Annotated in this window: 23 protein-coding genes; 16 read left to right on the top strand and 7 right to left on the bottom strand. The window is 43.1% G+C overall.

The annotated features are described in order from the left end of the window. Positions 1–221: 221 nt before the first annotated feature. Both ISG33_RS12600 and ISG33_RS12605 read left to right on the top strand, forming a co-directional pair. A complete protein-coding gene (locus tag ISG33_RS12600) occupies positions 222–566 on the top strand; it encodes a hypothetical protein (protein ID WP_195733972.1) in 345 nt (114 codons plus the stop codon). Positions 567–1190: 624 nt separating this feature from the next. Continuing rightward, on the top strand, positions 1191–1712 hold the full coding sequence (locus tag ISG33_RS12605) for a hypothetical protein (protein WP_195733973.1): 522 nt from the start codon (positions 1191–1193) through the stop codon (positions 1710–1712). A 260-nt stretch (positions 1713–1972) separates the two neighbouring features. On the opposite strand, the gene ISG33_RS12610 is transcribed toward ISG33_RS12605, so the two are convergent. After that, the gene (locus ISG33_RS12610; RefSeq protein ID WP_370545322.1) at positions 1973–2731 is read right to left on the bottom strand and encodes a transposase; all 759 of its coding nucleotides are present in this window, start codon (positions 2729–2731) and stop codon (positions 1973–1975) included. 229 nt (positions 2732–2960) lie between these two features. Between ISG33_RS12610 and ISG33_RS12620 the strand changes: the two genes are divergently transcribed. Beyond that, complete coding sequence (locus ISG33_RS12620) at positions 2961–3095, top strand: RHS repeat-associated core domain-containing protein (protein WP_195733974.1); 135 nt, start codon at positions 2961–2963, stop codon at positions 3093–3095. Positions 3096–3290: 195 nt separating this feature from the next. Here ISG33_RS12620 and ISG33_RS12625 read toward each other — a convergent pair whose 3' ends face one another. The 4 genes from ISG33_RS12625 to ISG33_RS12640 all read right to left on the bottom strand — a co-directional run bounded on the left by ISG33_RS12625 (position 3291) and on the right by ISG33_RS12640 (position 8021). Beyond that, positions 3291–3965 carry a hypothetical protein gene (locus ISG33_RS12625; protein WP_195733975.1) on the bottom strand — a complete coding sequence of 225 codons (675 nt, stop codon included), beginning with the start codon at positions 3963–3965 and terminating at the stop codon, positions 3291–3293. Positions 3966–4112: 147 nt separating this feature from the next. Continuing rightward, entirely contained in the window at positions 4113–4946 is an 834-nt protein-coding gene (locus tag ISG33_RS12630; protein WP_229333582.1) for a LytR/AlgR family response regulator transcription factor, read from the bottom strand. Next, the gene (locus tag ISG33_RS12635; protein WP_195733977.1) at positions 4939–6057 is read right to left on the bottom strand and encodes a sensor histidine kinase; all 1119 of its coding nucleotides are present in this window, start codon (positions 6055–6057) and stop codon (positions 4939–4941) included. Before ISG33_RS12635 ends, ISG33_RS12630 begins: the two co-directional genes overlap by 8 nt. Before the next feature lie 137 nt (positions 6058–6194). Further along, on the bottom strand, positions 6195–8021 hold the full coding sequence (locus ISG33_RS12640; protein ID WP_195733978.1) for a putative bifunctional diguanylate cyclase/phosphodiesterase: 1827 nt from the start codon (positions 8019–8021) through the stop codon (positions 6195–6197). A 297-nt stretch (positions 8022–8318) separates the two neighbouring features. On the opposite strand from ISG33_RS12640, the gene ISG33_RS12645 reads away from it, so the two are divergent. The 11 genes from ISG33_RS12645 (at position 8319) to ISG33_RS12695 (ending at position 21201) form a co-directional block, all read left to right on the top strand. Next, complete coding sequence (locus ISG33_RS12645) at positions 8319–8942, top strand: nucleotidyltransferase family protein (protein ID WP_195733979.1); 624 nt, start codon at positions 8319–8321, stop codon at positions 8940–8942. Between the two features lie 10 nt (positions 8943–8952). Next, complete coding sequence (locus ISG33_RS12650) at positions 8953–9489, top strand: (2Fe-2S)-binding protein (protein ID WP_195733980.1); 537 nt, start codon at positions 8953–8955, stop codon at positions 9487–9489. Next, positions 9486–11744 carry a xanthine dehydrogenase family protein molybdopterin-binding subunit gene (locus tag ISG33_RS12655; protein WP_195733981.1) on the top strand — a complete coding sequence of 753 codons (2259 nt, stop codon included), beginning with the start codon at positions 9486–9488 and terminating at the stop codon, positions 11742–11744. Before ISG33_RS12650 ends, ISG33_RS12655 begins: the two co-directional genes overlap by 4 nt. 42 nt (positions 11745–11786) lie before the next feature. Then, a complete protein-coding gene (locus ISG33_RS12660; protein ID WP_195733982.1) occupies positions 11787–12869 on the top strand; it encodes a MipA/OmpV family protein in 1083 nt (360 codons plus the stop codon). Positions 12870–13028: 159 nt separating this feature from the next. Beyond that, on the top strand, positions 13029–13508 hold the full coding sequence (locus tag ISG33_RS12665) for an LEA/WHy family protein (protein ID WP_195733983.1): 480 nt from the start codon (positions 13029–13031) through the stop codon (positions 13506–13508). 74 nt (positions 13509–13582) lie between these two features. Further along, positions 13583–14329 carry an ABC transporter ATP-binding protein gene (locus ISG33_RS12670; protein ID WP_195733984.1) on the top strand — a complete coding sequence of 249 codons (747 nt, stop codon included), beginning with the start codon at positions 13583–13585 and terminating at the stop codon, positions 14327–14329. Positions 14330–14334: 5 nt separating this feature from the next. Beyond that, the gene (locus ISG33_RS12675; RefSeq protein ID WP_195733985.1) at positions 14335–15813 is read left to right on the top strand and encodes an ABC transporter permease; all 1479 of its coding nucleotides are present in this window, start codon (positions 14335–14337) and stop codon (positions 15811–15813) included. Further along, entirely contained in the window at positions 15813–17114 is a 1302-nt protein-coding gene (locus tag ISG33_RS12680) for a DUF3526 domain-containing protein (RefSeq protein WP_195733986.1), read from the top strand. Before ISG33_RS12675 ends, ISG33_RS12680 begins: the two co-directional genes overlap by 1 nt. Beyond that, positions 17104–19209, top strand: coding sequence for a TonB-dependent siderophore receptor (locus ISG33_RS12685; RefSeq protein WP_195733987.1), 2106 nt, complete (start codon positions 17104–17106; stop codon positions 19207–19209). Before ISG33_RS12680 ends, ISG33_RS12685 begins: the two co-directional genes overlap by 11 nt. 115 nt (positions 19210–19324) lie before the next feature. Then, a complete protein-coding gene (locus ISG33_RS12690) occupies positions 19325–20461 on the top strand; it encodes an aminotransferase class V-fold PLP-dependent enzyme (protein ID WP_229333583.1) in 1137 nt (378 codons plus the stop codon). Positions 20462–20508: 47 nt separating this feature from the next. Further along, on the top strand, positions 20509–21201 hold the full coding sequence (locus tag ISG33_RS12695) for a hypothetical protein (protein WP_195733988.1): 693 nt from the start codon (positions 20509–20511) through the stop codon (positions 21199–21201). Between the two features lie 7 nt (positions 21202–21208). Here the strand turns inward: ISG33_RS12695 and ISG33_RS12700 are convergent, their stop codons facing one another. Together ISG33_RS12700 and ISG33_RS12705 are read right to left on the bottom strand one after the other, a co-directional pair. Beyond that, a complete protein-coding gene (locus tag ISG33_RS12700; RefSeq protein WP_195733989.1) occupies positions 21209–21895 on the bottom strand; it encodes a response regulator in 687 nt (228 codons plus the stop codon). Continuing rightward, the gene (locus ISG33_RS12705) at positions 21896–23380 is read right to left on the bottom strand and encodes an ATP-binding protein (RefSeq protein ID WP_195733990.1); all 1485 of its coding nucleotides are present in this window, start codon (positions 23378–23380) and stop codon (positions 21896–21898) included. A gap of 206 nt (positions 23381–23586) precedes the next feature. Here ISG33_RS12705 and ISG33_RS12710 point away from each other — a divergent pair, with 206 nt between their 5' ends. Beyond that, positions 23587–23865 (top strand): hypothetical protein, encoded by a 279-nt coding sequence (locus ISG33_RS12710; RefSeq protein ID WP_195733991.1) that lies wholly within the window; start codon positions 23587–23589, stop codon positions 23863–23865. A 269-nt stretch (positions 23866–24134) separates the two neighbouring features. After that, positions 24135–26705 carry a CotH kinase family protein gene (locus ISG33_RS12715; RefSeq protein WP_195733992.1) on the top strand — a complete coding sequence of 857 codons (2571 nt, stop codon included), beginning with the start codon at positions 24135–24137 and terminating at the stop codon, positions 26703–26705. The last annotated feature ends 58 nt before the right edge of the window (positions 26706–26763 follow it).

Here is a 26763-nt window from a genome sequence, read left to right on the forward strand (position 1 = left end):
GGCGCATCTTGACTTGCGTCAGAGCTATTTCGCTTATCTAAACATGTCAAAATCTTACGGATAACAGCCGGTTCGGTAATGCAAGCACAAGCACTTGTGATTACTCGGTTAGTAGTGCTCGAAAAAACAACTACGAGTATAATAATATTAATCAGCTAACGGACCTGAGTTTTGGCGACGGCACGCCGGATAGGTCATTCACTTACGATAAAAATGGAAATTTGACGCGCAATCAAGCGGGCAGTGTTGTTTGGACGTATTCGCACAACACCATCAACGGGTTGGAAGATGAGAGGCTTACGGTTGATGGTAAAACGTTTCTGCTTGACCACATGTATAATGGTATGGGGTATCTGGATAAAACAACGTATCCAAGTGGGCATACAGTTTCTTTTGCACCAAATGCCTTTGGCGAAGCTCGCTCAGTTAGTGGTCATGTTAGCAATGCACAATATCATGCCAATGGTGCTCCGAGCAGCTATACCTATGCTAATGGCTTTGGCTTTCGTTCAGCACAAACGGCTAGCGGTCTACCGTCCACATTTTTCAAAACACTCGACATATGATCACCTCCTTACAATATCCGCTAAACACCAAACATAATTTACGGAAATAGTCATCGAAGTAAATACCAGAGCACATCGGGCTTATTATTTCGAATCTATAAACTGTAAAGACTTTATGACTTCTTTTTCAATCTTGCCCTTCGAACGAGCAAGAAACCAAGTATTGCAGAAAAGAAGGCAATAGTTCTAGGTGCAGAAACGGGATTCAAACCACCTCCTGCACCATCTCAAGCTTCGCTATCTCAAAAATGCACACGGACGCTATTGGAATGTATGGACATAGTCGAGGTGGGATACAAACCATGTTAGCGCTAAAAAGGTGAGAGAGCGTTATAAAAGCTGTAGTTCTAAGAGCTGGAAATTACGATTTACTTAAACAGCTAGAATTCAGACCTGGAATGGAAAGAGTTTATGAAAAACTAATTCCCAATTACGCAAGCGATAAATTTGCAAAACCGAGAGACAAGTCACTGTCAATTTTTTTTACAGTTTGATCTGTAAAGAAATCTCTTAACCGCTTAAGTATATAAAATAATTTAATATTTAATTTTGGCGCACAATGTGCTTAATTTTGAACAAAGATTCGAACGATTAAATAAAACGCTTACGTAAAGAGGATATTTTATGAGAGGTTTATTGGTTTCTTTTGTTGCAATTCTAGGAGTGTGCTTCCAAGCCAATGCTAGTCTTATTCAAGTTGGTTCGAATAACGTTGGCGATATCGATACCTTTATTGGACAAAACACAAACTTACAAAACAGTAATCCAAATACCGAGTTAGCATGGCTACAGTCGGTTACCAATAACTATAATTTGAGCTTTTTCAATAAAACCGAAGACCTTTCGTATCAAAGCACAAACACAACAGATGTAATTGCGTTTGAATTATTTGCTAATTCCACAGCGCAGTATTTCATCGTAAAAAATACTCGGGCCTGGGCCATCTTTGAAAACAACGCAGAATTCAATTGGGGTGTCGTTGACTTAAACGACCTTGCAAGCCCGATGAATCTGAAAACACAAGGCGGCGAAATTTCTCATGTGTCTTATTTTGGGATTACAGTTTCGCAAACCAATGTGCCTACCCCATCTGTTTTCACTATGTTCTTACTTGCCTTGGCATGTTTGCGTTTAAGAAAAGTTTAAAAGCCTTTTTTGATATTAATTTTACTAGGCATAGTATTCTCCTATAAGTATAAGACGAATTAAAGCCATGTACTAGCCACAATGCCAGGTGACCTGTTTGATTTGAGAGCCGCCTGACTGAGTGTAGTGTCAGCAAATTCAATCAACGTTTTGGTCAATATATTTGCTTTATGGCTGCATTTTGGTGCAGGTTTTTAATCAACAGACGACCGGTGCCGTGCCTAACAATGGAGTGTCTAGGCATATTGATTTAAGGGGAATTAAGCGCCAAAGTCAAAGTCACGTTGGATGGTGAAATCGCTCAATGCATCAGTGTTCGGTGAAGCACGAAGGGGCGGGGTCGGCGCATCTTGACTTGCGTCAGAGCTATTTCGCTTATCTAAACATGTCAAAATCTTACGGATAACAGCCCGTTCGGTAATGCAAGCAATGATTTTTACGTTACGTTTTTCACACACTTCGCACTGGGTGATATCGATGTTGAATACGCGTTTAAGTCTCTGCGCCCACGACATGCTTCGCGCGTGGTAGGGCTTATTTGAATCGTTCAGATGTTCTGCTAAGTGAGGACTATTTTTACCGCGTTGTGAAGCCGTCACTTGTGCACGCACATTCGCATTGGAGGCGAATACTCCATAAAAACGGGTAAGATTGAGTCTGGGCGGGGGAACCAGCGCAGCGAGCTTGCCTACGAAGTCAGTCGGTGAAAAAAATACGTGAGTGGTCCCATCGGTATAGGGCGTCTTGAGTTCATACCTGACGTTGCCAGTGGAGGTTAGGCTTAAGCGTTTTTCGCTAACCGCAGGTCTTGCGATGTATCTGCAAAGGCGCTCGAGTTTATCTGATTGATGGGTATCGGCGAAAACCCCAGCATGTAGGCTAAATCCCGCTATCTTTGCTAGTTGTCCATAGTTTTCAAGATCTTTGGCTGGTAGTGTTTGTAGACTGAATACTTTTTTACCTACATCGGGACCAACTGAAATGCGATAGTTCACTGATGCAGCCTGTAATGCCAACAAACTGTCCTCATCATCAATCGGTAAATCCAGATAGGCATTTTGCAGGTCGCGTTGGATCAGTCCTGCTTTTTCCAGATAGAGCGCGATACGATGGCTGAATCAATAGCACAGTATATTGATACGCTTGAGAGTTGTGGACTAGTTATTTCTGCTGATGTTTTACGAGGCTTTGCAGAAAACTTGTAATCGATAATATTGATATTGAGTAAATAGTGCTGTATTTGTTTATATGCAGGCACGATATTATGATTCAGTGACTGGGCGGTTTTACTCAAATGTCCCGATAACGTACAGAAATGTTGGAAGTTTCAATCAATATCAGTATGTAAACAACAACCCTTGCGACCACGACTTTGCAAAGTGATAGTTGTATTTTTGTGAAAAGAGAAACGATCGTTCAAAGAGGTGATGAGACTATTCGATAAACAAAGTTTCTAAGCGAAAGTCTAAGGTTTGAGTAAAATTAATTTTTCTAGGCTCTGACGCAGTTGATGATGTTGAAAGTTCCAGAAACAACAATACCGATTATTTTTTCGATATCACCAAGCATCAAACATTATCATGTACGCTTGGGTTTTCTACCCACCATAAATTTCATTAAAACACCAAAAAGTAACCCTGCGAAACAAGAACAAATGGCTAAAACTCCCATATCACGCAGTTCAAAATCAGTCATGCTGTCTGAGAGAAACAAGCTAGAAACGCACATGGCACCAAAGAAATATAGTCCAAACTGAAAACCTAGCTTTGTAAAACTGGTGTCTTCGGCTGTGGGTAAAGTATTATTCGTATACTGCTCTCTAAGCTTTTTTGTACGTTTAATACTGGCCGTCTTCACCTTTTCTTTGTAAAACATAGTAAAGCAAATGAAGAGTGGGAATGTGATAATTAAAGCTAGAAAGCTGAATAGGTTTAGCACAGTGGGTATTTGTTTATCGCAACTGCCACAATATAGTCCGGCCCAGTTTTTAAAGGCATTATCATGGGCATATAGCTTTGAACTGTTTAATTCGCCGCAATGCGGGCAAGGGACGAAAGTAGAGTCACATTCCGCTTTGTCAGAATGCTTATCAATCAGCATCACTTCTGGATTACGCTGGCCTAATATCAATTCATTAAAAGCCAGCCCGGGGTTTAATCGCCAGTGTATAATTAGCGGATGGTTTTTGTGCCATACTTTCCATTTTTCTCTGTCAAATTGAGTATGGTCTACTTTTGGTAGATGCGTGCTCATTACGTACTCCTGTAATCATAATCGCAATGCTTGCTTTTATATTATCAACAATTAACATTCATCGAATAGTAGAAAAAAACGTCAAATTAATCAGGTTTTGGCACTACGTGATATTGCTACAAGACACGCAAATGATGACTCATCTAACTAGAGTGTAGCTCTGTTATCGAGAATATTTTGTATAGCAGAGTTGTAATTCCGACTGACTTTAAGTTTTACGTTGTCGCCTAAGTCAACAATGCTTTGATTGTTACGTAAGCGCTCTATACCCTTAATGCGATGAATATTAACTACTGTAGATTTATGGATGCGCTGAAAGATCCTCTCATCAAGTTGGCTGGTTAATTTTTTCATGGTGATGCGCACAATATAATTCTCGCTAGAGGTATGCACGCACATATAGTCACCGGCGGCATCTATCCAATTAATTTCATACATGGGCACAAATACACGTTGGTTGTCTGAATTTTTAATTACCAATTCTTGGTTCAAGGCGGTTGGTAAGGGGGCATCGGTTGCCAACCAATCTTCAAGTTCTGAAATAGGCAAACCTGATGTTTTCCCCAAGGCTTCCATGAGCTTGAATTTTTCTTCTTCGCGATCAACCGGCGACAAGCGTTCCTTAATTCGTTCTATGGTTTGTTGTAGCCTGCCAAGATTAGCTGGCTTCAAAATATAGTCAATGGCATTCAGTTCGAATGCATCTACCGCATAGTCGCTATGCGCACTCACAAACACAACCAAAGGCATTACATCAGCTTGAATAGCCTGCACAACCTCCAAACCATTAATGCCGGGAAGTTGTAAATCAATAAATAAAACATCTGGCTCGAGCTCTTGGCATAGTGCGATGGCTGTATCGCCCTCTTCCGCCTCAGCAATTACTTTTACCTCTGGAATTTGTTGTAAGCGGAGTTTCAAGCCCTCAATGGCAAGGGGTTCGTCATCAACAATAATCGCGCTAATCGAATATTCAGTCATTTGCATCACTTTTTACAAAAGGTAGGCTGATACGCACTTTAGTGCCCGTATTCGCCTCTTCATTAACGCTCACGTGGCATTTTGTATTGAACATGGTATTCAGACGCTCTTGGGTATTTTTTAATCCAATACCAAATCCTTTTGATATATCTAGTTTATTCTCTGGGCCATCATCTATTACTTCAATCACCAAGAGCTCTTTTTCTTTTTGTACACTTATCACAATATTGCCTGGGGACTTTCTGCCCTCAACGCCAAATTTTATTGCATTTTCTACAATAGGTTGCAGAAATAAACTCGGTACTTTTGCATCTCTGGCGTCGTCATCGATTTGGAAAGCAACGTTTAACCGACTTTCAAATCGCACTTTTTCAATAGATAAATACAGCTCAAGCAATTCCAGCTCTTCTTTTAGGTTACTCTCTTGATCATTCATTGAGATCAATGAATAGCGAAAAAAGGAGCAGAGTTTATCTAGCATTTCATTTGCTTTGTCATTTTCTTGCTTGTAAATCAGCGTTGAAAGCGCGTTAAGCGTGTTGAACATAAAGTGCGGATTAAGCTGGTAGCGCAACATCTCAAGTTGAGCTTCTTTTGCTGAGGTCTGCGCTCGTAAAAGCATCTCATGCTCGGTTTGCAGGCGATTGTTATATAACATGATGAAGAAGATGGCAGTGAACACATACATTGTCGCGACGGAAAATAACAACCAACCACCAAACTCAAGCATATCCAGCTCTTGATACCATACTTGATTATGAATAATTGATTTATAAGACGCTAACTTGATGACATTAAATATACAGCCCAGAATGGCGGCTAGAGCAAAGCTAAAGAATAAGGTGAGTCGGAGCGGCAAGTGTACGATTTTTCTGAGCATGAACCACTGCAAACATGATAAAACAAAGCCGCTGAGTGTTTCGATGCCCAAATTGAGCAACTGCCCACTGAAGTTGAAGTTCTCCTGCTCAAATTGAGGGTGAATAATTGCTAGAAAAACAACGACACAATAACCAAGCCATGCACCCGTCTGCAGCGTCCAAAACTGTTTATTGGGTTTCGCATAATGCAAGGAGTCTGCAGGTAGTGAGCTACTTTCGGCAATCTGCATGAAGTAACGATGTCCTTTGGGTTTGCTTGTAATAAGTTAAAAGAGCAAATAGCCTAACCCGAAGTAGCATTTACATCCAGTCGTCCACACCATATTTATTTAATATTGAGCGCAAAGTACCGTCGCTACGCATGGCGTTAATTGCCTTTAAGAAAATCTGCAAAACGCGCTGCATTCATTGGTTTATTCCACAGATAACCTTGCCCGTAATGGCAAGCCATGTTCCGCAGTTTGTCTCTACTTTCTTCAGTCTCTATACCTTCAGCAATTATTGCCATATCAAGAGATTTAGACATTTGGATCATACTCTCAACCAAGGCTAAATCATGACTTGATTCGTGTATTTTACTGATGAAGCTGCGATCAATCTTTAAAATACTAATATCATTTTTATGCAGGTAGCCTAAATTTGAATACCCTGTACCAAAGTCATCAACCGCTATTTTTACGCCCATTTTCACTAGTTTTGAAACGGTATCGCTAAACTTGTTTTTAATATCAAACAATAAAGACTCTGTGAGTTCCAAAGTAAGATATTTTCCGTCGAGCTTATTCTCTTCTAGTACGGTTTTGACTAACTCTGCAAAATTGCCTCGGTGGAACTGAATGGCAGATACATTAACCGCAATCGACATATCTTCAAAGCCATTTTGATGCCAAGATTTACAGGTTTTTACTGCTTCACTTAATACCCATGCGCCGATTTCTTGAATACGCCCAGAACGCTCAGCGATAGGTATGAATTCATCAGGGTACATATCTTTAATGCTTGGGTGATGCCAACGAAGTAGCGCCTCAGCAGACATTACTTTACCATCGCTCAAGCGTTGGGTGCTTTGGTAATGTAGCTCAAATTCATTGTTGCTAAGTGCATTTCGTAGTGCCTGAGCAATCTTTAAATAACGAGCGCTATTACTTTGCATTTCGGTTGAATAATATTGGTAGGCATTGCGGCCAGACTCCTTAGCAGCATACATCGCTAGGTCAGCTTTTTTATATAGTTCTTCGAAGCTTGTCGCATCCGTCGGTGCAACCGAAATACCAATTGAAACTGTTGGAGATACCTGCGCATGCTCTATTGAAATAGTTTCGCTGAGGCCTTTTACCAGCTTTTCGGCCAATGCAGATTCGTGATCAAAGCGTTCGTTTCTTTCATGCATCGCCACTACAACAAACTCATCGCCGCCAAAACGACATGCAGTATCAGTGTCGCGTATCGAGTTTTGCAAACGTTGAGCAATAGCTTTTAGTAACTCATCCCCAGTAGCATGACCATAAGTGTCATTTATGGTTTTAAAATTATCTAAATCAATAAACAATAATGAGGTTTCAAAGCCCTCACGGTTACCAATTTTGAGTCTTTCTTCGAATATCTGCTGCGCTAAAATACGATTGGGAAGGCCAGTTAAAGGGTCATGATTTTGTAGGCGAAAAATCTCGCGCTGAGACTTTTTTACCTTTTCATTTTCGGCAGACAAATTATTTAGGAGTCTATGAATACTGACGAATGCAACGTATGCACTTGCACTCACCATTATCAGCATAATACTTAGAACAATGGCAGAATCGAGATCCGAGGCATTTGTCGGATGAGTATAAATACCGTATTCATTTACAAGCCCTATTGCCAACACGTTTACAATTATAAAAACGAGCAACCAACGAGCGAGCGTAAAGCTAGAAATCATCACAGCAAAAATCAAAAAGCCGGGAAAGGCAATAATCGCTTCATCGAATAAGCCTTCATTTCTCCACATAAAAAAGCACGTAAAACCTGTCGATGCAGCTAGGAACAATGCCGAGCCCATTTTTACACTTTTTAATTTAGCCAAGTAGTAACAAGCAAAATAAGCGACTAAAGCAATGCACAGAACAGCAAAGGTAAGGTATTTACCCACATAGAGAAAATAGAAATTGAACAAAGCAATACAAGCAATGCACACAAATATTATTCGTTTAAACATTTCTAGCCTAAACTGCAAAATTGGCTCACTTTCAAACGAACTCACGGAAAATAGGGAACTGATTTGTTGAAGTTTTTTGAGGATAATAAGCACTGCCTGTCGCTCCTGATAAGCGCTCAGAGTATGATGGAATAATAAGCAATTCAAGCAATAAACCCTATTTCTGTTGACTTATGTCAGTATGCCGTTAGTGAAAGGTCAGAAAGGTAAGCGTCGCTCAAAGGACGTTAGTAGTAACAGCAAAGACATGAAGCATTTGTTACCATGCTGCTAACGCTGATAGAGGAAGGATACTTAATGTCGAATGTGCAAGCTCCATACTTTCACGGCCTACTTTTAGCCGCAGGTGCAAGCAGACGATTTGGTCAGGCGAAACAGCTCGCAAAACTTAACGGTCAATCGCTTATTAGGCTTGCGATTGAAGGCTTTTCTAATTCAAACCTACACTCTTTCACAGTTGTTTTAGGCGCAAATAGTGAAGCCATTCGAAATGAAATAGACGATAAGGTTAACATTCTCTTCGCTGAAAATTGGCATTATGGAATGGGGGCAAGCATTGCCGATAGTATACAAAAATTGCCAGAAGCATGCAGTCATGTACTAATTGGCTTGGCTGATCAGGTGGCAATTCGCGAGAAGCAGTGTAATCTGTTAATAGAGAGGGCGACAAAACATCCTAGTTGTATTGTTGCAAGCCGTTTTCATCATGCTGGGAAAGAGCGAATTGGCGCGCCTGCGATTTTTCCCAGAAGTATTTTTCCAGATTTAGCAACATTGCGCGCTGACAAGGGTGCAAAAGATATTATTGCCAACGCAGTAGACGTGATCGAGGTAGATATGGCCGAGGCCAGTATTGATGTCGACACGCCGAGCGACTTACTGCAAGTACAAGCTTCTTTGGAAGCTAAAAAACGAGTATAAAGGACATAACATGATCAGTTTTACCTTGAACAACAATCCCATAGAAGTTGACGCCGACCCCAGTATGCCTCTACTTTGGGCTTTGCGCGATGTGCTAGACATGACCGGAACCAAATACGGTTGTGGTATTGCTCAATGTGGTGCTTGCACAGTGCATATGGATGGTAGCCCTATTCGCTCTTGTGTTATGCCGTTGTCGGCAATCTCTGGTAAAAAGATCACGACTATTGAAGGCTTGCCTAAAGATGCCAGTCATCCGGTTCAGCAAGCATGGTTAGACAACAATGTGCCACAGTGCGGATACTGCCAATCGGGTCAAATCATGGCGGCAGTTGCCTTGCTTGAGTCTAATCCAAATCCGAGTGACGAAGCAATTGATACAGCTATGCAAGGTAATATTTGCCGTTGCGGCACCTATCCTCGAATAAAGGCTGCTATCAAAGACGCTGCAGCCATGCAATCGGGCAAACAAGCCAGCCAACATGCTGAAAGCCCAGCGCAACATTTTGACTTCAACTTAGCTAAAAATGTGGGAGATAACGCATGAGCCGCCCTCTACAAGAATCACCTAAAGCGCTAAGCCGCAGAGCTTTTCTTAAAATGACTGGCCTAAGCGCAACAGGTCTAGTACTCGGTTCAATGCTTCCAGTAAGTTTACCAGCTTGGGCTCACACCAGTGAAAACCATAGTAAAGACCTAAATTTGTTTGTGAGTATTGAGCACAACGGCCAAGTCAATATTATTTGTCATCGCAGTGAAATGGGCCAAGGTATCCGCACCAGTATTCCACAAATTGTCGCCGACGAACTTTGCGTAAACTGGGAAGACGTCAATGTGGTTCAAGGCTTAGCCAATGAAGCGTATGGAAGCCAGAATACCGATGGTTCGCGCTCTATTCGTAACTTCTACACGAAGATGCGTGAAATGGGTGCGATGGCGCGGACGATGTTAGAGCAAGCTGCGGCTGATCAATGGCAAGTGCCTTTAGACGAGGTATTCGCAAAAGACAGCTTTGTGGTGCACAAAGCAAGTGGCAAGCGCATATCTTTTGGCTCTCTTGCTGATGCCGCTGCCAAGGTCACAGCGCCAGCGGTTGATAGCCTCACTTACAAGTCGAAAAAAGACTTTAAATACATTGGCAAGCCAATGCAAATTATCGACTTACCCGATATTGTTACGGGAAACACAGTATTTGGCCAAGATATTAAACTTGAAGGCATGCTATATGCCAGTATTGAGCGTAACCCAGTTGTGGGTTCAAAAGTTGAAGGCTTTGATAAAACCGCCGCGACAAAAGTTAAGGGGGTGGTAGATGTGTATCAAATGCCTACACAACCAAGCCCTGTTCTCTTCAATCCTATGAATGGTGTCGCTGTTATTGCCAACAATACATGGGCTGCATTGCAAGGCAGAAAGGCGCTGAATATCACCTGGGGAGCAAGTGAACATTCGAGCCACAACTCTGAGCAATATTTAACAGAGCTCAATAAGCGAATAGTTAATAAAGGCAAATCTATTCGCGCTAGAGGCGATGCCTATCAAGCGATAGAGAAAGCCGCGAAAACCCACTCTGCTACCTATACAATGCCCTACTTAGTGCATGCGCCAATGGAGCCACCTGCGGCAACGGCAGTCTTTAAGGATGGCCATTGTGAAATATGGGCATGTACTCAAACGCCTCAAAGCACACAGCAAAATGTTGCGGGTGCATTAGGCATCGAAAAAGACAAAGTAAAAATCAACGTAACCTTATTAGGCGGCGCATTCGGCCGCAAGTCAAAGCCTGATTTTTCAATAGAAGCTGCTCTGCTTGCAAAGCACACCGGTAAACCCGTGAAGGTTGTATGGAGCCGTGAAGACGATATCAAACAAGGCTACTATCACGCTATCAGCTCACAGCATTTCATTGCGGGTATGAATGATAAGAATCAAGTCGAATCTTGGGTTCAGCGTACGGCTTTCCCCAGTATTAGCTGGACTTTCAATGGAAGTGCCGACGAACCATCCGACGGCGAGCTTAGCTTGGGTTTTGGCGATGTGCCATTTGCCGTGAGCAATCTAAGTTGTGAAACTCACAAAGCGCCTGCGCATTTGCGTATTGGGTGGGTTCGTTCGGTCAGTAATATTCAGCATGCATTCGCGCAAGGGAGTTTTGTAGACGAGCTTGCTGTAGCTGCAAACATACCAGCCCACGATATGTGGCAACAATTGCTAGGCGAAGACAGAAAAGTTGACCCAACGAAAGAAGGCTTCAAGTATGGCAATTATGGCGAGCCACTCGACAACTTTCCTATAGATACCAAACGCCTAAAGCACGTACTGAACGATGTAGTCAGTAAATCAGGAGCAAATAAGGCCACCGCAGAAGGTGAGGCTTGGGGCATTAGTGCGCATCGAAGCTTTGTTAGCTATGTTGCCGTGGCAACTAAAGTTCGTGTAAAAAATGGCAAAGTGGAAGTACTCGAAATGCATTCTAGTATTGATGCGGGCACTATAGTGAACCCTGACCGCGTTCGCTCACAGCAAGAAGGCTCGATGATCTTTGGCTTATCGTTAGCGCTAATGGGTGAGATTACGGTTAAAGATGGCGCTGTACAACAATCAAACTATAGCGACTATCAGGTTTTAAGAATGCCGCAAAGCCCTAAAATTGTTAGCTATATCGTAGAATCTGACGAAATCCCAGGTGGTGTTGGCGAGCCAGGCACACCGCCGGTTGCTGCCAGTTTAGCAAACGCTATCTATCGAGCGTCAGGTAAACGCATTCGCGACCTGCCGGTGAATAAACATTTCACGGTATAAATACGTACTAGTTTCATTGGCATGACATAAGCAAGGCATAAGATGCGTATAATAGTAGGTAATCGGGTTGTAAATAGTGCAACTTTCAATAGTCATTTCACTCGCCTATGTGCGTTGCTTTTGGTTCTTTCGCCATGCGCTGCGTACGCGAATGAATCGAGCGAAGCCTCAATAGAGCGCAGCGCTGTCTCAGCGTCAGCTATTTCTAGTGTTAAAACTGAGGTATTAGAAGCAGATAACGGAGTGTCGCTAGGCAATGATGTTGGTGAAGCAGACATTCGAATCGAACGCTCTCTAACAGGCTTTGAAGGGGTGAATGAAGAGCTTTCGCTATGGGAGCTAGGCGCTGGCGGTGGCTCTTTCAACACGGCAAAATACCCTGCATCCGGCGATTCACGCTTCAACACTGCAGTATTACCATTTATCGTATATCGTGGCGATACATTCCGTATTGGTGATGGCGGCGGCGCGCGCGCGGTTGTTGTTGAACAAAAGAACTTTGAGGTTGATTTCTCTTTTGGCGCGGCGCTTCCCTCTGATAGCGAAGACAACACAGCGCGTGAAGGTATGCCTGAGCTTGATTTCCTATTAGAAATAGGGCCTCAGGCTATCTATATGTTGGGTAATTATGACTTTGACAAAAATGCGGCCGGTGACTCTACCGGTACAGATTACGGAAAGGGCCGCTTAGATTTGCGCCTGCAAGCGAGGGCGGTATTTTCAACCGACTTTGGCAGCATAGACGATCGAGGTTTTATTTTAGAGCCCCAAATTTCCTATCAACATCGTGGCTTTAAGCATCCTGATACAGCCTTAACGCTATCCGTTGGTGCTATTTTTGCAACTGAGAGAACCCATGATTATTTTTACGAAGTGGCACCTGAATTTGCCACTGCAGAGCGCCCAGCCTACGATGCTAAATCAGGCTATTTAGGCTCAGAGCTTTCTTTAGGGCTTTCATTTAGAGTGAATAAAGACATACGTGCATTTATTGGAAGTTCTGCCCAGTTTCACAGTAGGGCTGCTAACAAAGACAGTCCATTATTTGAGAAAGAGGTAACTTATACGATAGGGGCAGCCTTTGTCTGGCGTTTTTATAAAAGTGAGCGAAAAGCTAATTGGTAAACAATCTTTGGGCTTCGTTCGCCATGCCTGCGTTGCCCACTAGAGCTATATGGAGCAAGGGTTAATTTCGTTTCTGCTACTTCATAATTAACGCGATCAACAATACAAACACAAGCAGCTTATACTGGTAGCATGACGTAAGCTTAACAAGGAAAAAGCATGACAGCTCTACACAAATACATTGGCATCATTATTACACTATTGATGCTTTCGGCATGTGCCACTCTCCAACCTCACTTTGAAGAGCCTGACATAAAAGTGAGTTCGTTCAGATTGTTGCCGGGTAACACGGTCAACCCCACTTTTGAAATTGGCTTGAACATCAGTAATCCAAACGATTTTGCGTTAGATGTAAAAGGGCTGTCATACAGTGCGAGCATCAAAGGCAACCAGGTGTTCTCAGGAGTCACAAATCAAATACCCAAAATTGCGGGTTATGGAAGTGAAAATATTAGCTTAACTGGGCAGGCTGACCTTTTTGGTGGTTTGTCACTCGTCGTCGATTTACTGCAGCAGAAAAATTTAGATAAACCCATCGAATACGAACTTGAGGTGAAAATCAGTTTGGGTGGCGTGATATTTCCGATTTATGTGACAAAAACTGGGGAAATTCTATTACCTCAGAATAGTCGGAGTTAATACCAAAAAAGCTTGATACATTAGACCGTTATAATATAACATTACTGTTATATTATAACATCAAGGAATGTATCGTGACCAACTCTGGCTCATCAGCGAAGTATTTGCTCGAAGCGAAATCTCTATGCGTTAGTATCGACAACAAAAATATTTTATCTTCCTTAAGTTTCAGTGTCGCGAAAGGCGAAGTTTATGCTTTGCTCGGCGGAAATGGAGCTGGTAAATCGTCTACCCTAAAAACCTTTTTAGGGTTTAATCTGCCCTCAAGCGGTAAAGTACTTATTGATGGTGACGAAGTAAACGAATCGCTTGATAAAGTAAGACGGAAAACAGCCTACCTGCCAGAAAACGCGACGCTATACCCCCATCTTACCGCACGAGAAAATGTAGAGTATTTCTTGTCGTTAGCCGAAATAAGTAAATCACAAAGTGAAATAGACAAGGCTTTCGAACGAGTTTCTTTACAAAACGACGCTCGCGATAAACAGCTACAAACCTTTTCAAAAGGAATGCGACAAAAAACTGCAATTGCCTTAGCCATTCTAAGAAATGCGCCCATATTTTTACTCGATGAACCAACATCAGGGCTCGATCCGGTTGCTATCGATGAATTCAACAACTTAGTAAGAGAGCTGGCAACAAGTGGCGCAACTGTGCTCATGGTAACCCACGATGTTTATGGCGCGTGTCAGGTTGCTAATCGCATTGGTTTGCTTCGACATGGAGAGCTAGTTGGTCAGTTTGAAGCAAAGCAAAATGAAAAAATAGACACTGAGCTAGTGCATGCGGCGTTCGCGCAGCGCCAAACTTCAGAGGTCTAAGTTCAATGAGTAATCAAACTAAGGCTTCGTTAAGTATTTCGCCAGTGCTTTCAGTAGCAAAAGACGAATGGCGCTATTGGTTCCGTTCAAAACTGGCTATGTCAGTATTATTGATTGGCGTGTTACTCACCCTTTCCTCAGTCGTGGTAACGGGAATCAACATGATCGAGTTGGCTCATGAAAGAGCGGCTATGCAAAATAGTTCAGAAGATACTTTTATGGATCAGCCAGACCGTCACCCCCACCGAATGGTGCACTATGGACACTACGCCTTCAGAACACCCGCACCACTGAGTATGCTAGATCCGGGCGTCGACGCTTATACCGGTAACTCAATATTCTTAGAAGGTCACCGTCAAAATAGCGCAATGTTTGCTGAACAAAAACAGAGTACAGGCCTGACTAAAATGGGAAATTTGTCGCCCGCCTTTATCCTTCAAGTACTCGCTCCTCTTATGCTCATTCTCATCGGTTACAGTGCCATCACGCGAGAACGTGAATCACAAACCCTAGCGTTTTTGCTCGCTCAAGGAACATCGATGTTTACCCTGCTTACAGGCAAAGGATTAGCGCTTTTTTCTATTGTGATACTTATCATGCTACCCGTAGCAATCGCCGGATTATTTGCAATCGTGCAAGGCGAAAGCACACTGGTTGTGCTCTACTTCTTGTTCACCTACACCCTTTATTTGCTAACTTGGACCTTGGCTATCCTGTTGTGCTCAACCCTGCTTGCTAAAAATAGTGAAAGCTTCACTGCATTAAGCTTCATTTGGATACTCTTGTGCATTGCAATGCCGCGTATAGCAAGTACTAGCGCGTCAGTTGTCGTACCCGTGGCTGGCAAGCTAGAGACTGATTTTGCGGTACTGGCTGATTTAAGAAAGTTAGGCGATGGACACAATGCAAACGACCCGGCGTTCAATAAGTTAAAACAGTCTTTATTTGATAAATACGAAGTAGATAAGGTAGAAGATTTACCAATTAATTTTCGCGGTGCTGTCGCCAGTGCTTCAGAAGAAGAACTCAGCAAGGTGTTAAATCGCTTCGCCGAAAAGCGCATGGAAGAGGAGTTAGCCCAAACCGAGACCGCAAGGCTATTTGGTTGGTTATCACCTCAAATTGCAGTTCGCTCCCTCTCTATGCTAACCGCAGGTTCTAGTATTGAAACGCATCATCGCTTCTTGCGAGAAACTGAAACCTTAAGGCTCGACTTTGTGCAAGCTTTGAATAAAACACACATAGAACAACTCAATTATATCGATGACATTAATCGCAATAATGGAGAAGAGGGCTGGGCAAAAGCGCGAGTCAGTGCTGAGAATTGGAAAATCATTGAAGGGTTCAAATTTACAACTGATTCTCCCGCTGTACGCATAGAGCGCGGGTTCAGCTCCTTAATACAATTACTCTTTTGGAGCGTAATGCTGGCACTTCTTTTAAGTTTAGCGTCAAAAAATTTGGCAAGGAGGGCATCGTTCTAATGGTCGCTTTTACAAAACATATCGCCAGGGAATGGCGCTTCATGCTGCGTCAACGTTACGTCTTAATACTCCTAGTGTGCGCTTTTATTCTATCTTCCTTCGCGGTATTTACTGGTGTAAGCGAAGTATCAAGCCAGCGCCAAACAATTGAGCGCTTAAAGCTTGCCGACGAAACTGACCGTTTAGAAGCCCAGGCTAAATATGATGATCCGGGCTCGCTGGCTTATTATACCTTTCACCTGAGCTACTCTGAACCTTCTAACTTAGCTTTCGCCGCACTAGGAGAGAGAGATACTTACCCTTGGAAGCACCGTATCAGGATGCTTGCCTTAGAGGGCCAAATTTACGAAAGCGATGCGCAAAATGCAGAGTTGGCGCAAGCCGGTAAAATCGACTTCACGTTCGTTATTGCCGCATTGTCGCCGCTACTTCTAATCTTATTGTTTCACGACTTAAGTGCCAACGAACGCACTAGCGGTCGTCATGACCTCCTTGTAACAACCGCAAAAATGAAAATCCACCTTTGGGGGGCCCGAATTGTTGTGCGCCTACTCGCGGTATTTTTATGTTTACTTCTCCCCTTCTATGTCGCTGCATTTATCAGTGATACAGCTTGGTCTTCGATTGCACTCGTCTCGCTTTGGTGCTTCGCATATTTCATTTTTTGGACATTAATAAGTGTTTACGTGGGCAGAAAATCGAGCAGCGCTCCGCGCGTAGCGTCAGCCTTGATTGCTATTTGGGTGTTATTTGTTTTCATATTACCCATCTTAGGTGACCTGGCAATTAAGCAAGCGGTGCATTCTCCAAAGGGCGGGGATATTCTTATGGTGCAGCGTGAAGCAGTAAACGCAGCTTGGGATCTCCCAGTGGAAACAACCATGGATGCCTTTGTCGCCAAGCACCCCAAATACGCAAATTATAAGAAGGAGCATGAAGGCTTCAATTGGGGCTGGTATTACGCTTTTCAGCAAGTAGGCGACCAGACCGCTGCAAATCTATCTCAGGCCTATGCCGACGCATCACAACGAAAATATGACTTTGCCGCATACGTAGCAATGCTCTCGCCCCCAATGCTATTGCAACGAAAAATGACTCGACTCGCCAACAGCGATGCCATCGCAGCCTTTCAGTACGAAAAAGAAATTCGTAGCTTCCATGCTGAATTACGTGAGTTTTATTATCCGTGGTTGTTCCTCGAAAACGACTTCGATAAAGCAGTGCTTTCTGACTTACCCAACTTTAACAACAATGAAAACCAACATAAAAAGCAAAACAAGGTAGACACAAATGAAAGATGAAAAAGGATTTAAAAAATGTTATTTAGCCACAGTGCTTACCGCTTTGCTTTCAGTGCAAGCGAACGCAAGCACAGTTGCGCAAGAGCCGGAACAAGGCGCGAAAGACATCGAAAGAGTTACGGTAATAGGGGCACGTCAGGCTTACCGTGGTAACTTTGCTACCTTGGAAACACCGCAGTCTGAACTTTCTTTAGGAAGCGGGCTTCTTGAAGACGCTGGTGCTTTTGACTTATCACAAGCGCTAGACTTATCGAGCTCGGTAGCTCGCCAAAATAACTTTGGTGGACTTTGGAATAGCTTCGCCGTGAGAGGCTTTGTAGGAGATGAAAACTTACCTAGTAATTACCTTGTAAATGGTTTTAATGCCGGTAAAGGTTTTGGAGGATCTCGGGATCTTGCCGGAATTGAATCAGTTGAAGTATTGAAAGGCCCACGTGCAGCTCTATTCGGCCGCGGTGAGCCCGGTGGCACGATTAACCTAGTCACCAAGCGCCCAAACTTTGAAGAAGAGGGTTATGTGCGCTTGATCGCTGGCAGCTACGACACTTACCGCGCAGACATCGACTACACAACACCTTTGTCAAATGAGCTTGCAATTCGCTTGGTCGGTTTTTATGAAGACGCAGAAAGCTTTCGCGACACTATAGAAACAACTCGCCAAGGCCTGTACCCATCAATTGCATGGCAAATTAATGACAATAGTCAACTTGTGTACGAACTGGAATATAGCCATCAAGAAGTTCCCTTCGACCGAGGTGTGATTGCAATAGATAACGAATTAGGCTTAATACCACCCAGTCGTTTCTTAGGGGAGCCGGGCGACGGCCCAATGGAAGCGGATGTTTTAGGGCATCAAATTGAATTTCAACATGAATTCAACCAAGAATGGAGCGCACTGGTTGGCGTTAACTTTCGTGAAACCTCATTGGAAGGTGTTGCAACCGAAACTGGCTTTGGCGACGTTATTAATGATGAAATAAATCGTTTCCGCCGCTCAAGAGACTACGACGCTAGCTATCGAGTATTTCGTGCTGAAGTAAACGGTGAATTTGAACTAGGCGGTTTGCGTCACCGTGTAATCATGGGTATCGACTCTGATAAATTTGAAAATGACCAAGTATTCTTGCGAGTGCGCGGAGATCAATTTATCAATGTATTCAACCCTGAATATGGTGCATACGAGCTACCCGAGTTAGGGCCGAATACAGACCGACTGACTACTGAGGAGTCTGTGGGTATATTCCTACAAGACCAAATCAGTGTCAGTGATAATATCGATATTCGTGTCGGCGCTAGATTTGATGACTATAAGCAAGAGTTGAACAATCGCCGCAACGGCTCAATCGTAAATCAAAGTGAAAGCCGCGTTAGCCCTCAATTTGGTATTGTGTATAAAAGCTCAGAGGCCTTATCACTTTACGCCGCTTTTGGCGAAAACTTTAGGCCACTTTCCGGCATTGATGCAAATGGCGATGGCTTTGAACCAAATCAATCTAGCTCCCTTGAAGCAGGTATAAAATTCGCCCTTGACCAAGGTAATATTTCAGGCACGGTAGCAGTGTTTAAGGTTGAGCAGGAAAATATACTTGTTGTAGACGATCCAGTTGCCTTCACCAGCGCAGCTATTGGCGAGGCGAGCAGCCAAGGTATTGAAATTGACTTAAGTGGTGAAGTTGCTGCCGATTTGTTTTTGTGGGCTTCATACACCTATGTTGACGCGCAAACTGAAAACGAATTTTTTGATGCCAATTTTGGTTTCACCGTTGAAGCTGGTAGCCCGCTATTAAATATTCCAGAACATCAACTAAGCATTCAATTGATAAAATCTAGTGAAATATCTGGTAAGCCAGTTGAGTATGGTGGCGGTTTATTGCATGTTGGCGATCGTAATGGTTTCTTTGGTACTGACTTCGAACTCCCTAGCTACAGCATTGCCAGAGCTTTTGTTAAATACGATCTCAGTTCTGAGCTTACTGTGCGTGCAGAATTGGAAAACCTGTTTGATGAAACCTACTACCTCAACTCATTCGCTGATGTTTGGGTGCAGCCAGGTACTCCAAGGAGCTTTAGGCTTTCAGCTACGTATCGTTTCTGATCGACCTTACAATAAAGAGTCGTAAAAAGCCGTATGTTTGATATAAATTCACTATGTTAAGATGTTCATGAAACGAGGGAATTTCATGATTGCCTATTAACATAAGGTCGTTATATTGAACATCAACGAAGCCAAAGCACTGTTTACTGATGCCATGGGTGTTTATGCACTTTCTCACTCGGTAGGGCCGCTACCGAGGGTTTGCAAAGAAGCACTCAATGCGCATTATTTCGATAAATGGGAAACACTTGGCGGTGATGCTTGGCCTGAGTGGTTAGCGAATATTGACGACTTTTGTACTAGCTTGGGCAAGCTTATCAACGCCAGTGCGGATCAGATTTGCCCTCAGGTTAACCTAGCATCTGGCTTTTCGTCGTATTTGAGTGCCATAGCAAAACTAGCTGAGCACAGCACTAAACGCGTGGTGTTAATGAATGAAGATGCGTTTGCCTCAATGGGTTTCGTCGTAAGTGGTTTAGCTCAAAGCCACGGTTTAATACTAGAACTCATCTCTGCTGATCCAAATGACGAAAGTGCTTGGCACTCTCGTTTGTGTCAGGGTGATGTATTGGCCTGTTTGTTTACTCATGTCCACTCCAACACATCGATTAAATCAGACATTGCTAAACTGATTCCACTTGCACAAGAAAGCGATGCCTTTGCTCTAGTCGATATTGCTCAATCAGTTGGGGTTGTGCCGGTTGATGTAAGTGCATGGGGTGCCGACGCCGTTTTTGGCTCTTGTGTAAAATGGCTTTGCGGCGGGCCCGGTGCAGGTTTTATGTACGTGAAAAAAGACGATATTGAAAGCCTTGAACCCGATCTTACAGCTTGGTTTTCACATGCTAACCCTTTTGAGTTCGATATTACTCATTATAAGCCAGCGAATAGTGCTAAGCGTTTTTGGGGCGGCACGCCTAGTATCGCCAGCTATATTTGCGCCAATGCGTCAATCAACATATTCTTGTCGATAGGCATTGGTAAGATTGCAGCTCATAATTTAGCGTTGAAACGCTATCTTCTTACACAACTTGCTGGGGCAAGTGAGCTTACTATTGCCCCAACTCATGAACAAATCTTAAGCCAAGGAGGCAGTATTTGTGTTGGTGCTAAAAACATGGAAGCTACCGCCCACCGACTTCAGCAAGCCGGTGTTCGTTTTGACCAGCGCGGCAACATTTTTAGGATTTCTCTTCATATCATGAATACCGAGGCAGACGCGGATATTATCGCTAGTTGCTTTCATTTATAAAAAAATCACGAATACACTACGAATGATAAAACTGAGATAAGAGCACTATGATGGTAAACCGATTCTACGCATTAACAAAAAGTCAGCAAGTGCTCACGCAAATTAAACTAGCCTTGGCTTTATTCTTCATCTTCGCTCTAATTTGTGCTCTGAGCTGGTTATTCATTTCTCCCATAAATGCACTATTTGTTTCCATTGGGTGCTTTGCAATTCTTTTGCTGTTATATGCGCCCTTCGTTGATGTTCCATCGGGCATAGCTCAGGGAAGTTTACGTTACCTTTCTCCCTTTTTGTTAGCTGAAAAAGAAAAGAACAATCTGATTGTTTTGCATGGAGCTAGTTTGTTTGACTATTTCTTTTGTTTCGATAAAGAAATGCCGGCAGAATATCGAAAATCTGAAGTTTATAAGGGTTTTATTAGGGGCTTATTAGAACTCATCAGTGAATTCGAAAAAGAGCAATTACACTTATCCGAAAGCTCGTTAAAAGTGAAAACAACTAGCTATATAATAAACCCCCGCAGCGCGCAGAAATTCGGCTTAGTTCAGGTACCGACAGATGGCCTTCAACGAGTGATTTTATATCTTAATTACATTAGCCTATTTGTAAGCTTGTCGCTGTTAAACAAAAAACCTAGCTTTCCAAACCTAAAACGCATTTATAGTTTCGAAGCTAAGCTGGCAGATATGGCAAAGAAGAAGGACTACTTACAGACTTTACTTCAGAAACTCAGCAATTAACAAGCTGTCAGATGAGCTTATAGCCTACGCCATATACCGCTTGAATAAACTGGTCGTCGGGTAGCACTTTGTGCAGTTTATGTTTGACATTTTTCATGTGGCTATCGATAGTTCTATCACTCACCACGCGCCCATCTTGATAGCAATGCGTCATTAACTGGTCTCGCGATAACACGGCCCCAGGGCTTTTAACCAATGCCAAGAGTAAGCGAAACTCCACTGGCGTGAGATCGACAATACTGTCTTCAATCTTACATGCGAAAGCATCAACATCAAGGCTAATTTGCTTGTAGTGAAAGGTATTGCTGGTCTTTGTTTCCTGATAACTGCGTTCTCTTCTAAGAATAGCATCTACTCTTGCCACTATTTCTCTTGGCGAAAAAGGCTTGCAAACATAGTCATCAGCACCGCTCTTTAGGCCTTTTAGACGATCAATCTCGTCCACTCTGGCGGTTAACATGATCACAGGTACATTGCTGAACTCACGAAGCTCTTTACAGATTTCTAAGCCATCTTTATTCGGTAACATTAAGTCGAGAATGACGCAATTTGGCTCGTAGGTTTTGATCTTATCAATGGCTATCGCACCGTCAGATACAATGGAAGTCTCGTAAGCGTCTAGCTCTAGAAAGTCAGCAATAAGCTGAGCAATTTTAGGCTCGTCTTCGATGATTAATATTTTATCTTGTGGCATTTACTGTCTTCCTTTTGGCATCTCTACGACTACCTTCAAACCGCCAAGTTCAGAGGCCGATGCATAAATATTTGCATTATGACTTTCAGCGATATTTTTACAAATAGCTAAGCCCAATCCAGCGCCTGAATTCGCTCTAGTTCTCGCGCTATTTCGTTGATACAGCGTCTCAAATAACGCTGCACATTCATGCTCGGGAACGCCAGGGTGAGAATCTTCAACTATCATGTATACTTCAGTCAAAGTCTGCGAAAGCGATACGTGAATCTTGCCATCATGGTCAGTATACTTGAGCGCATTTTTGAGTAAGTTATTGATCAATTGTTCAAAACGTTGAGCATCAGCTAAATAAGTCACTGGCGACTCAATACTTGTGCTTATCTGAATATTCTTCGCTTTTGCCTGATGCGTAAATGCCTCTACCGATATATGTAGCATTTTGCTGAGATCGATATCTTTAAATTCGTACTTCAGAGCGCCAAGATCTGACAAGGACAATTGATACAAATCCTCGACAAGGCGATTAAGCATTTGAACCTCTTGCTCAATGGATACCAGTTGTTTCTCATCAAAACTACGTAAGCCTTCCTTGATAGCTTCGATTTCTCCAAGCAAAATTGTGAGGGGCGTTCTTAGTTCGTGAGAGATATCAGCAAACCATCTGTTTTTCTGGCTTCGTGCTTTCTCAAGTGTATGAGCAAGCGCTTGTGTATCGCGCATTAACTGGCCTAGCTCATCTTTTCCTGTGTTAGGTAAAGCAATGTCGAAATTGCCCTGAGTTAACTGTGTTACTCCTGAGCTAAGCTGTTTGATTGGCTTTACAAATAACTGCGCGATAAAAAATGCCAAGGCACCGGCTAGCGCCAAGGAAATGCCACCTATAATAAACGAGGCTTTCAATTGCTGTAGTTCAAACTGATTTGCCAAACTACTGTCGCTAGGCGCTTGATTCCAGCTTTGAAGATTGGCTATAACCTGTCCTTGATAATACACCGGGTAGTTTATTTCTATGCCCTCACGGTCGTGCTCACTTAAGTGTTCAAACTCTTGCCTTGCATTCTCAGAGCTCATCAATAGCTCGCCATCAACATCATACAAAAAAGTAATTGGATAGGTGCTTTTAGGCCTATCTGGCCCTCGACCGTCACCTCGTTGACCTGCGTTAAATCGTGCGTCAGGCCCGGGAGGAGGCCTTTTATCAGGGCCTCCTTTGGGTGGCGGCCTTTGATGTCTGCGAGGGGGCTTTTCTCGATTATTTCTGCGATCAAAAATAGTGCTACTGTCGATATTCTGCCACGACGCATTATTGTCTTCATAAGCTTGCACGACTTGTTCCGATAACCGTCCAAGTCGTTCACGCTCTAGCCCGTTAACAAAGTCGGCAAAGCCCTGTTCAAAGCTCCAACGCGCCAAACTAAGCGTTGCAACCAAGACCACAGAGGTTAATACCACCATGCTTAATAATAGTTTTTTCGAAATATTCATGTGCGTAGTATATGCAAATTCACTGGCATTGATATATGCCCAAGGTCGAAACCTTTTTATCTGCTGATTGCCTGCACAATTTTTGCAATATCCTCTGTTACCTTTATATCGTGAAGTTCACTCGCATACTTTTTTTGCGTTTGTGGGCCATTTTTATTTCAAGCGCTAGTCTAGTCACTAGCGATGTTTGACCAAAGGAAAAACGAATGAAAACTAATTTTATTACAACGATTGTAAAAAGCTCGCTATTCGCCACTGCTGCATTTTGCCTTGCCATGTCTCTCGCTCACGCAGAACCAAACAAAAAGCGAGAAAGACCAGCAGGCCCACCACCTGAAGCTATAGAAGCGTGTGAAGGCATGAATGAAGGTGATAGCGTAAGCTTCGAGAACAGAGAGGGTGATACGCTGACGGGCACCTGCGAAATGATTGAAGAGCAGTTAGTGGCCGTGCCAGAGGGTCGCAAAAAACGCAAACAACGATAAACCGTAACAACTGTCTTTCTAGTTTTAAGCTTTATTACTTAAAAGTAGGGTAAGCAAAGAGCGCACGACAGCGCTCTTTTATCGTTTTCGATTTCAAAAAAACACTGATTAATGCTGATATCTCAAGCGTAAAATACGATATTCATAAAGCCATTAAAATAGCGGCAACATATTTCAATTATTCTTCATGATCTACCCCTTCTTTCTGCACATTTCATGCACTTTCTATTGTTACCTTAGCCGCACTAGTCTTTTATATTAGGTGCAACATGACACAAAAATCCGCATTAATATTTTCAGTTATTTTAAGCAGTTTACTGCTAAGTGCTTGTGGGGGAAGTGATACAAGCGATGATCAAAGCAATGACGCCGTTGATATTATCAATGATTCTCCCATCGACAACAGCGCTGCCAAACTGGTAGTCAATGAAATTGTGGCTTCACCCGCCGATGGTGAGCATGATTGGATAGAGCTATACGCTCTCGAGGACATCGACGATGTTTCGGCCTACAGCATAGTTGACGATAACGAAGCACATGAATTACAAGCGCTACCTGAAATCAGTCTTAACGCGGGTGATTTTTTGATTATTCAGGCGATTGACGAAGATGATACGCCACCGGAAGATGCGCATTATGTAAACTTCAAATTGGGTGGGGATGATGCGGTTACGCTCTATCTTGGTAGCAGTATAGTGAGTCAACTCGACTGGGAAGACGGAGACGCGCCTGAAGGTTATAGCTATGGTTTATATACCGATGGCACCGGCAGCGCCCAAACTATGCAGCCAAGTGCCGGTGAGCCTAATAGTGAGCTAAGTGACCCTATCGTAGAATTAGATACTGTCACCAACAACGACGCACAGTTACGCATCAATGAGATAGTCGCCAAAGATGCAAATGACGGTTATGACTGGATTGAATTATATGCATCAGGCGATAGCGTGGTGTTTTTAGGTGACTATAGTCTTGCAGATGAAAGCAGTGAGCGCTTTTCGTTACCTGATGTAAGCATTGCACCAGGAGAGTTTTATCGCGTGTATGCCAGCGGCGAAGAGATTGAAAACCTCGACACGATAAGCTTTAAGCTAGGCTCGTCTGATCAAGTTAGTCTGTATTTCGATAGCGATTTAGTTGACCAAATTTCATGGTCAAAGGGTCAAGCGCTTATTGGCAAAAGCTATGGACGCTTTCCTGATGGTAGCGACGCAGTTCATAGTCTGAGTCCTAGCCCAGAGGCCGCAAATACATTAACCACTCGTGGTCCTCTAGTGATCAATGAAGTTGTTGCCTCGCAAAATGACGATAGCAACGACTGGTTTGAATTATATAATAATGGCCAAAGTGACATCCTTCTTAATAACTATCAAATAATTGATAGCAGCGACGATATCGAGCCTGTCACATTGCCAGAATTAAGCCTTGCGCCTGGTGAATACATCGTCATTCAAGCCAGCGACGAAGACCCAGGTAGCTACTTCGTGCCTTTTAAATTAGGGAAGGAAGACGAATTGAGCTTAATGCTTAACGGTGAAGTCGTTGATTATCTTGACTGGCAGGAAAGTGATGTTTCTGCAGGTTATAGCTATGGCTTGTCTTCTGACGGAAGCTGGCAGCAAAACACCCTGAGCACTTCACCAAACTCAGCAAATAGTGCTGTGAATATCTATGTTCAAGACCGCGTTGAATCTATCTATTTCGACATTGAAGAATCGCAGTGGCAACACTTACTCGACAACGCTAGCGACGAAGAATACCACCTCGCCAGTGTAAGCTATAAAGGCGTGACACTAGACGAGGTTGGCATTCGCACTAAAGGTAACTCAAGTTTGCAGTCTGTGATCCGCTCTGGTAGTGAACGCTTTAGTTTTAACATCGACATAAATGAATATGTAGACGGGCAAAAACTGCTCGGCATGAAGAAGTTCGTGTTGAATAATATGTTCAACGACCCCTCGTACATGCGTGAATACATCGCTTACGACTTACTAGAAGAAATGGGGGTTGCCACCCCAGAGCATAGCTTCGTAAATGTGTATGTTAACGACGAACTCAAAGGCCTCTATCTGTTAGTTGAATTCGTCAATGGTGATTTTCTCGAAAAGAATTTTAGTAATGCAGAGGGTGATTTATATAAGCCAGACGGCACTGGCAGTGATTTACAATATATCAGCGATAATATGAGCAGCTACAGCGGTGTAGAGCTTAAAACCAATGAAGAAACATCAGATAACGGTGCTTTTATCAATTTTGTAAACGAAATGGCCTACGGTGATGCGTTAAGCGTTATTGATTATGACTCAGTCTTACGATATATGTCGGTAAGTGTTGCCCTGTCAAACCTCGACAGCTACCACGGCGCGCTCGCTCACAACTATTATATTTACGAGCAAGATGGCGTGTTCTCGTTTTTACCTTGGGACTTAAATGAAGCTTTCGGTAGCTTTGATCGAGACTGCACTCGTAAAGATATTCGCGAGCTTTATATTGATGAACCCACCGACGGTCCTATGGCAGAAAAACCAATGATTAATCATGTATTTTCGAACAGTGAACATCTTGCAAGCTACCATGCTTACTTGCAGCAACTAATCGATGGCCCGTTGGAGAAGAATGCTTTCGCAGCCCGAATAGCCAGTATTGCAGCGCTTATCGATGAGCATGTAGAAAACGACCCCACCGCATTTTATTCATACTCACAGTTTATTCAGAATCAGACGACTACTGTGAGTGGGCTATACGGACTGACCTCTTTCGTTGAGTACCGTGTTGATAATATGACAAAGCAACTGAATGGCGAACTGCCCTCCAGTAACAATGGTTTCGGCTTCTGTAACTAGGAGCACGGCTCGAAATTTAGAGCCTCTGCGCTATTCAAGCAGAGGCTTTTTACTGAGT

Origin of the sequence: Marinibium conchae, from assembly GCF_015595035.1 — a bacterium.
GTDB lineage: Bacteria > Pseudomonadota > Gammaproteobacteria > Enterobacterales > Alteromonadaceae > Glaciecola.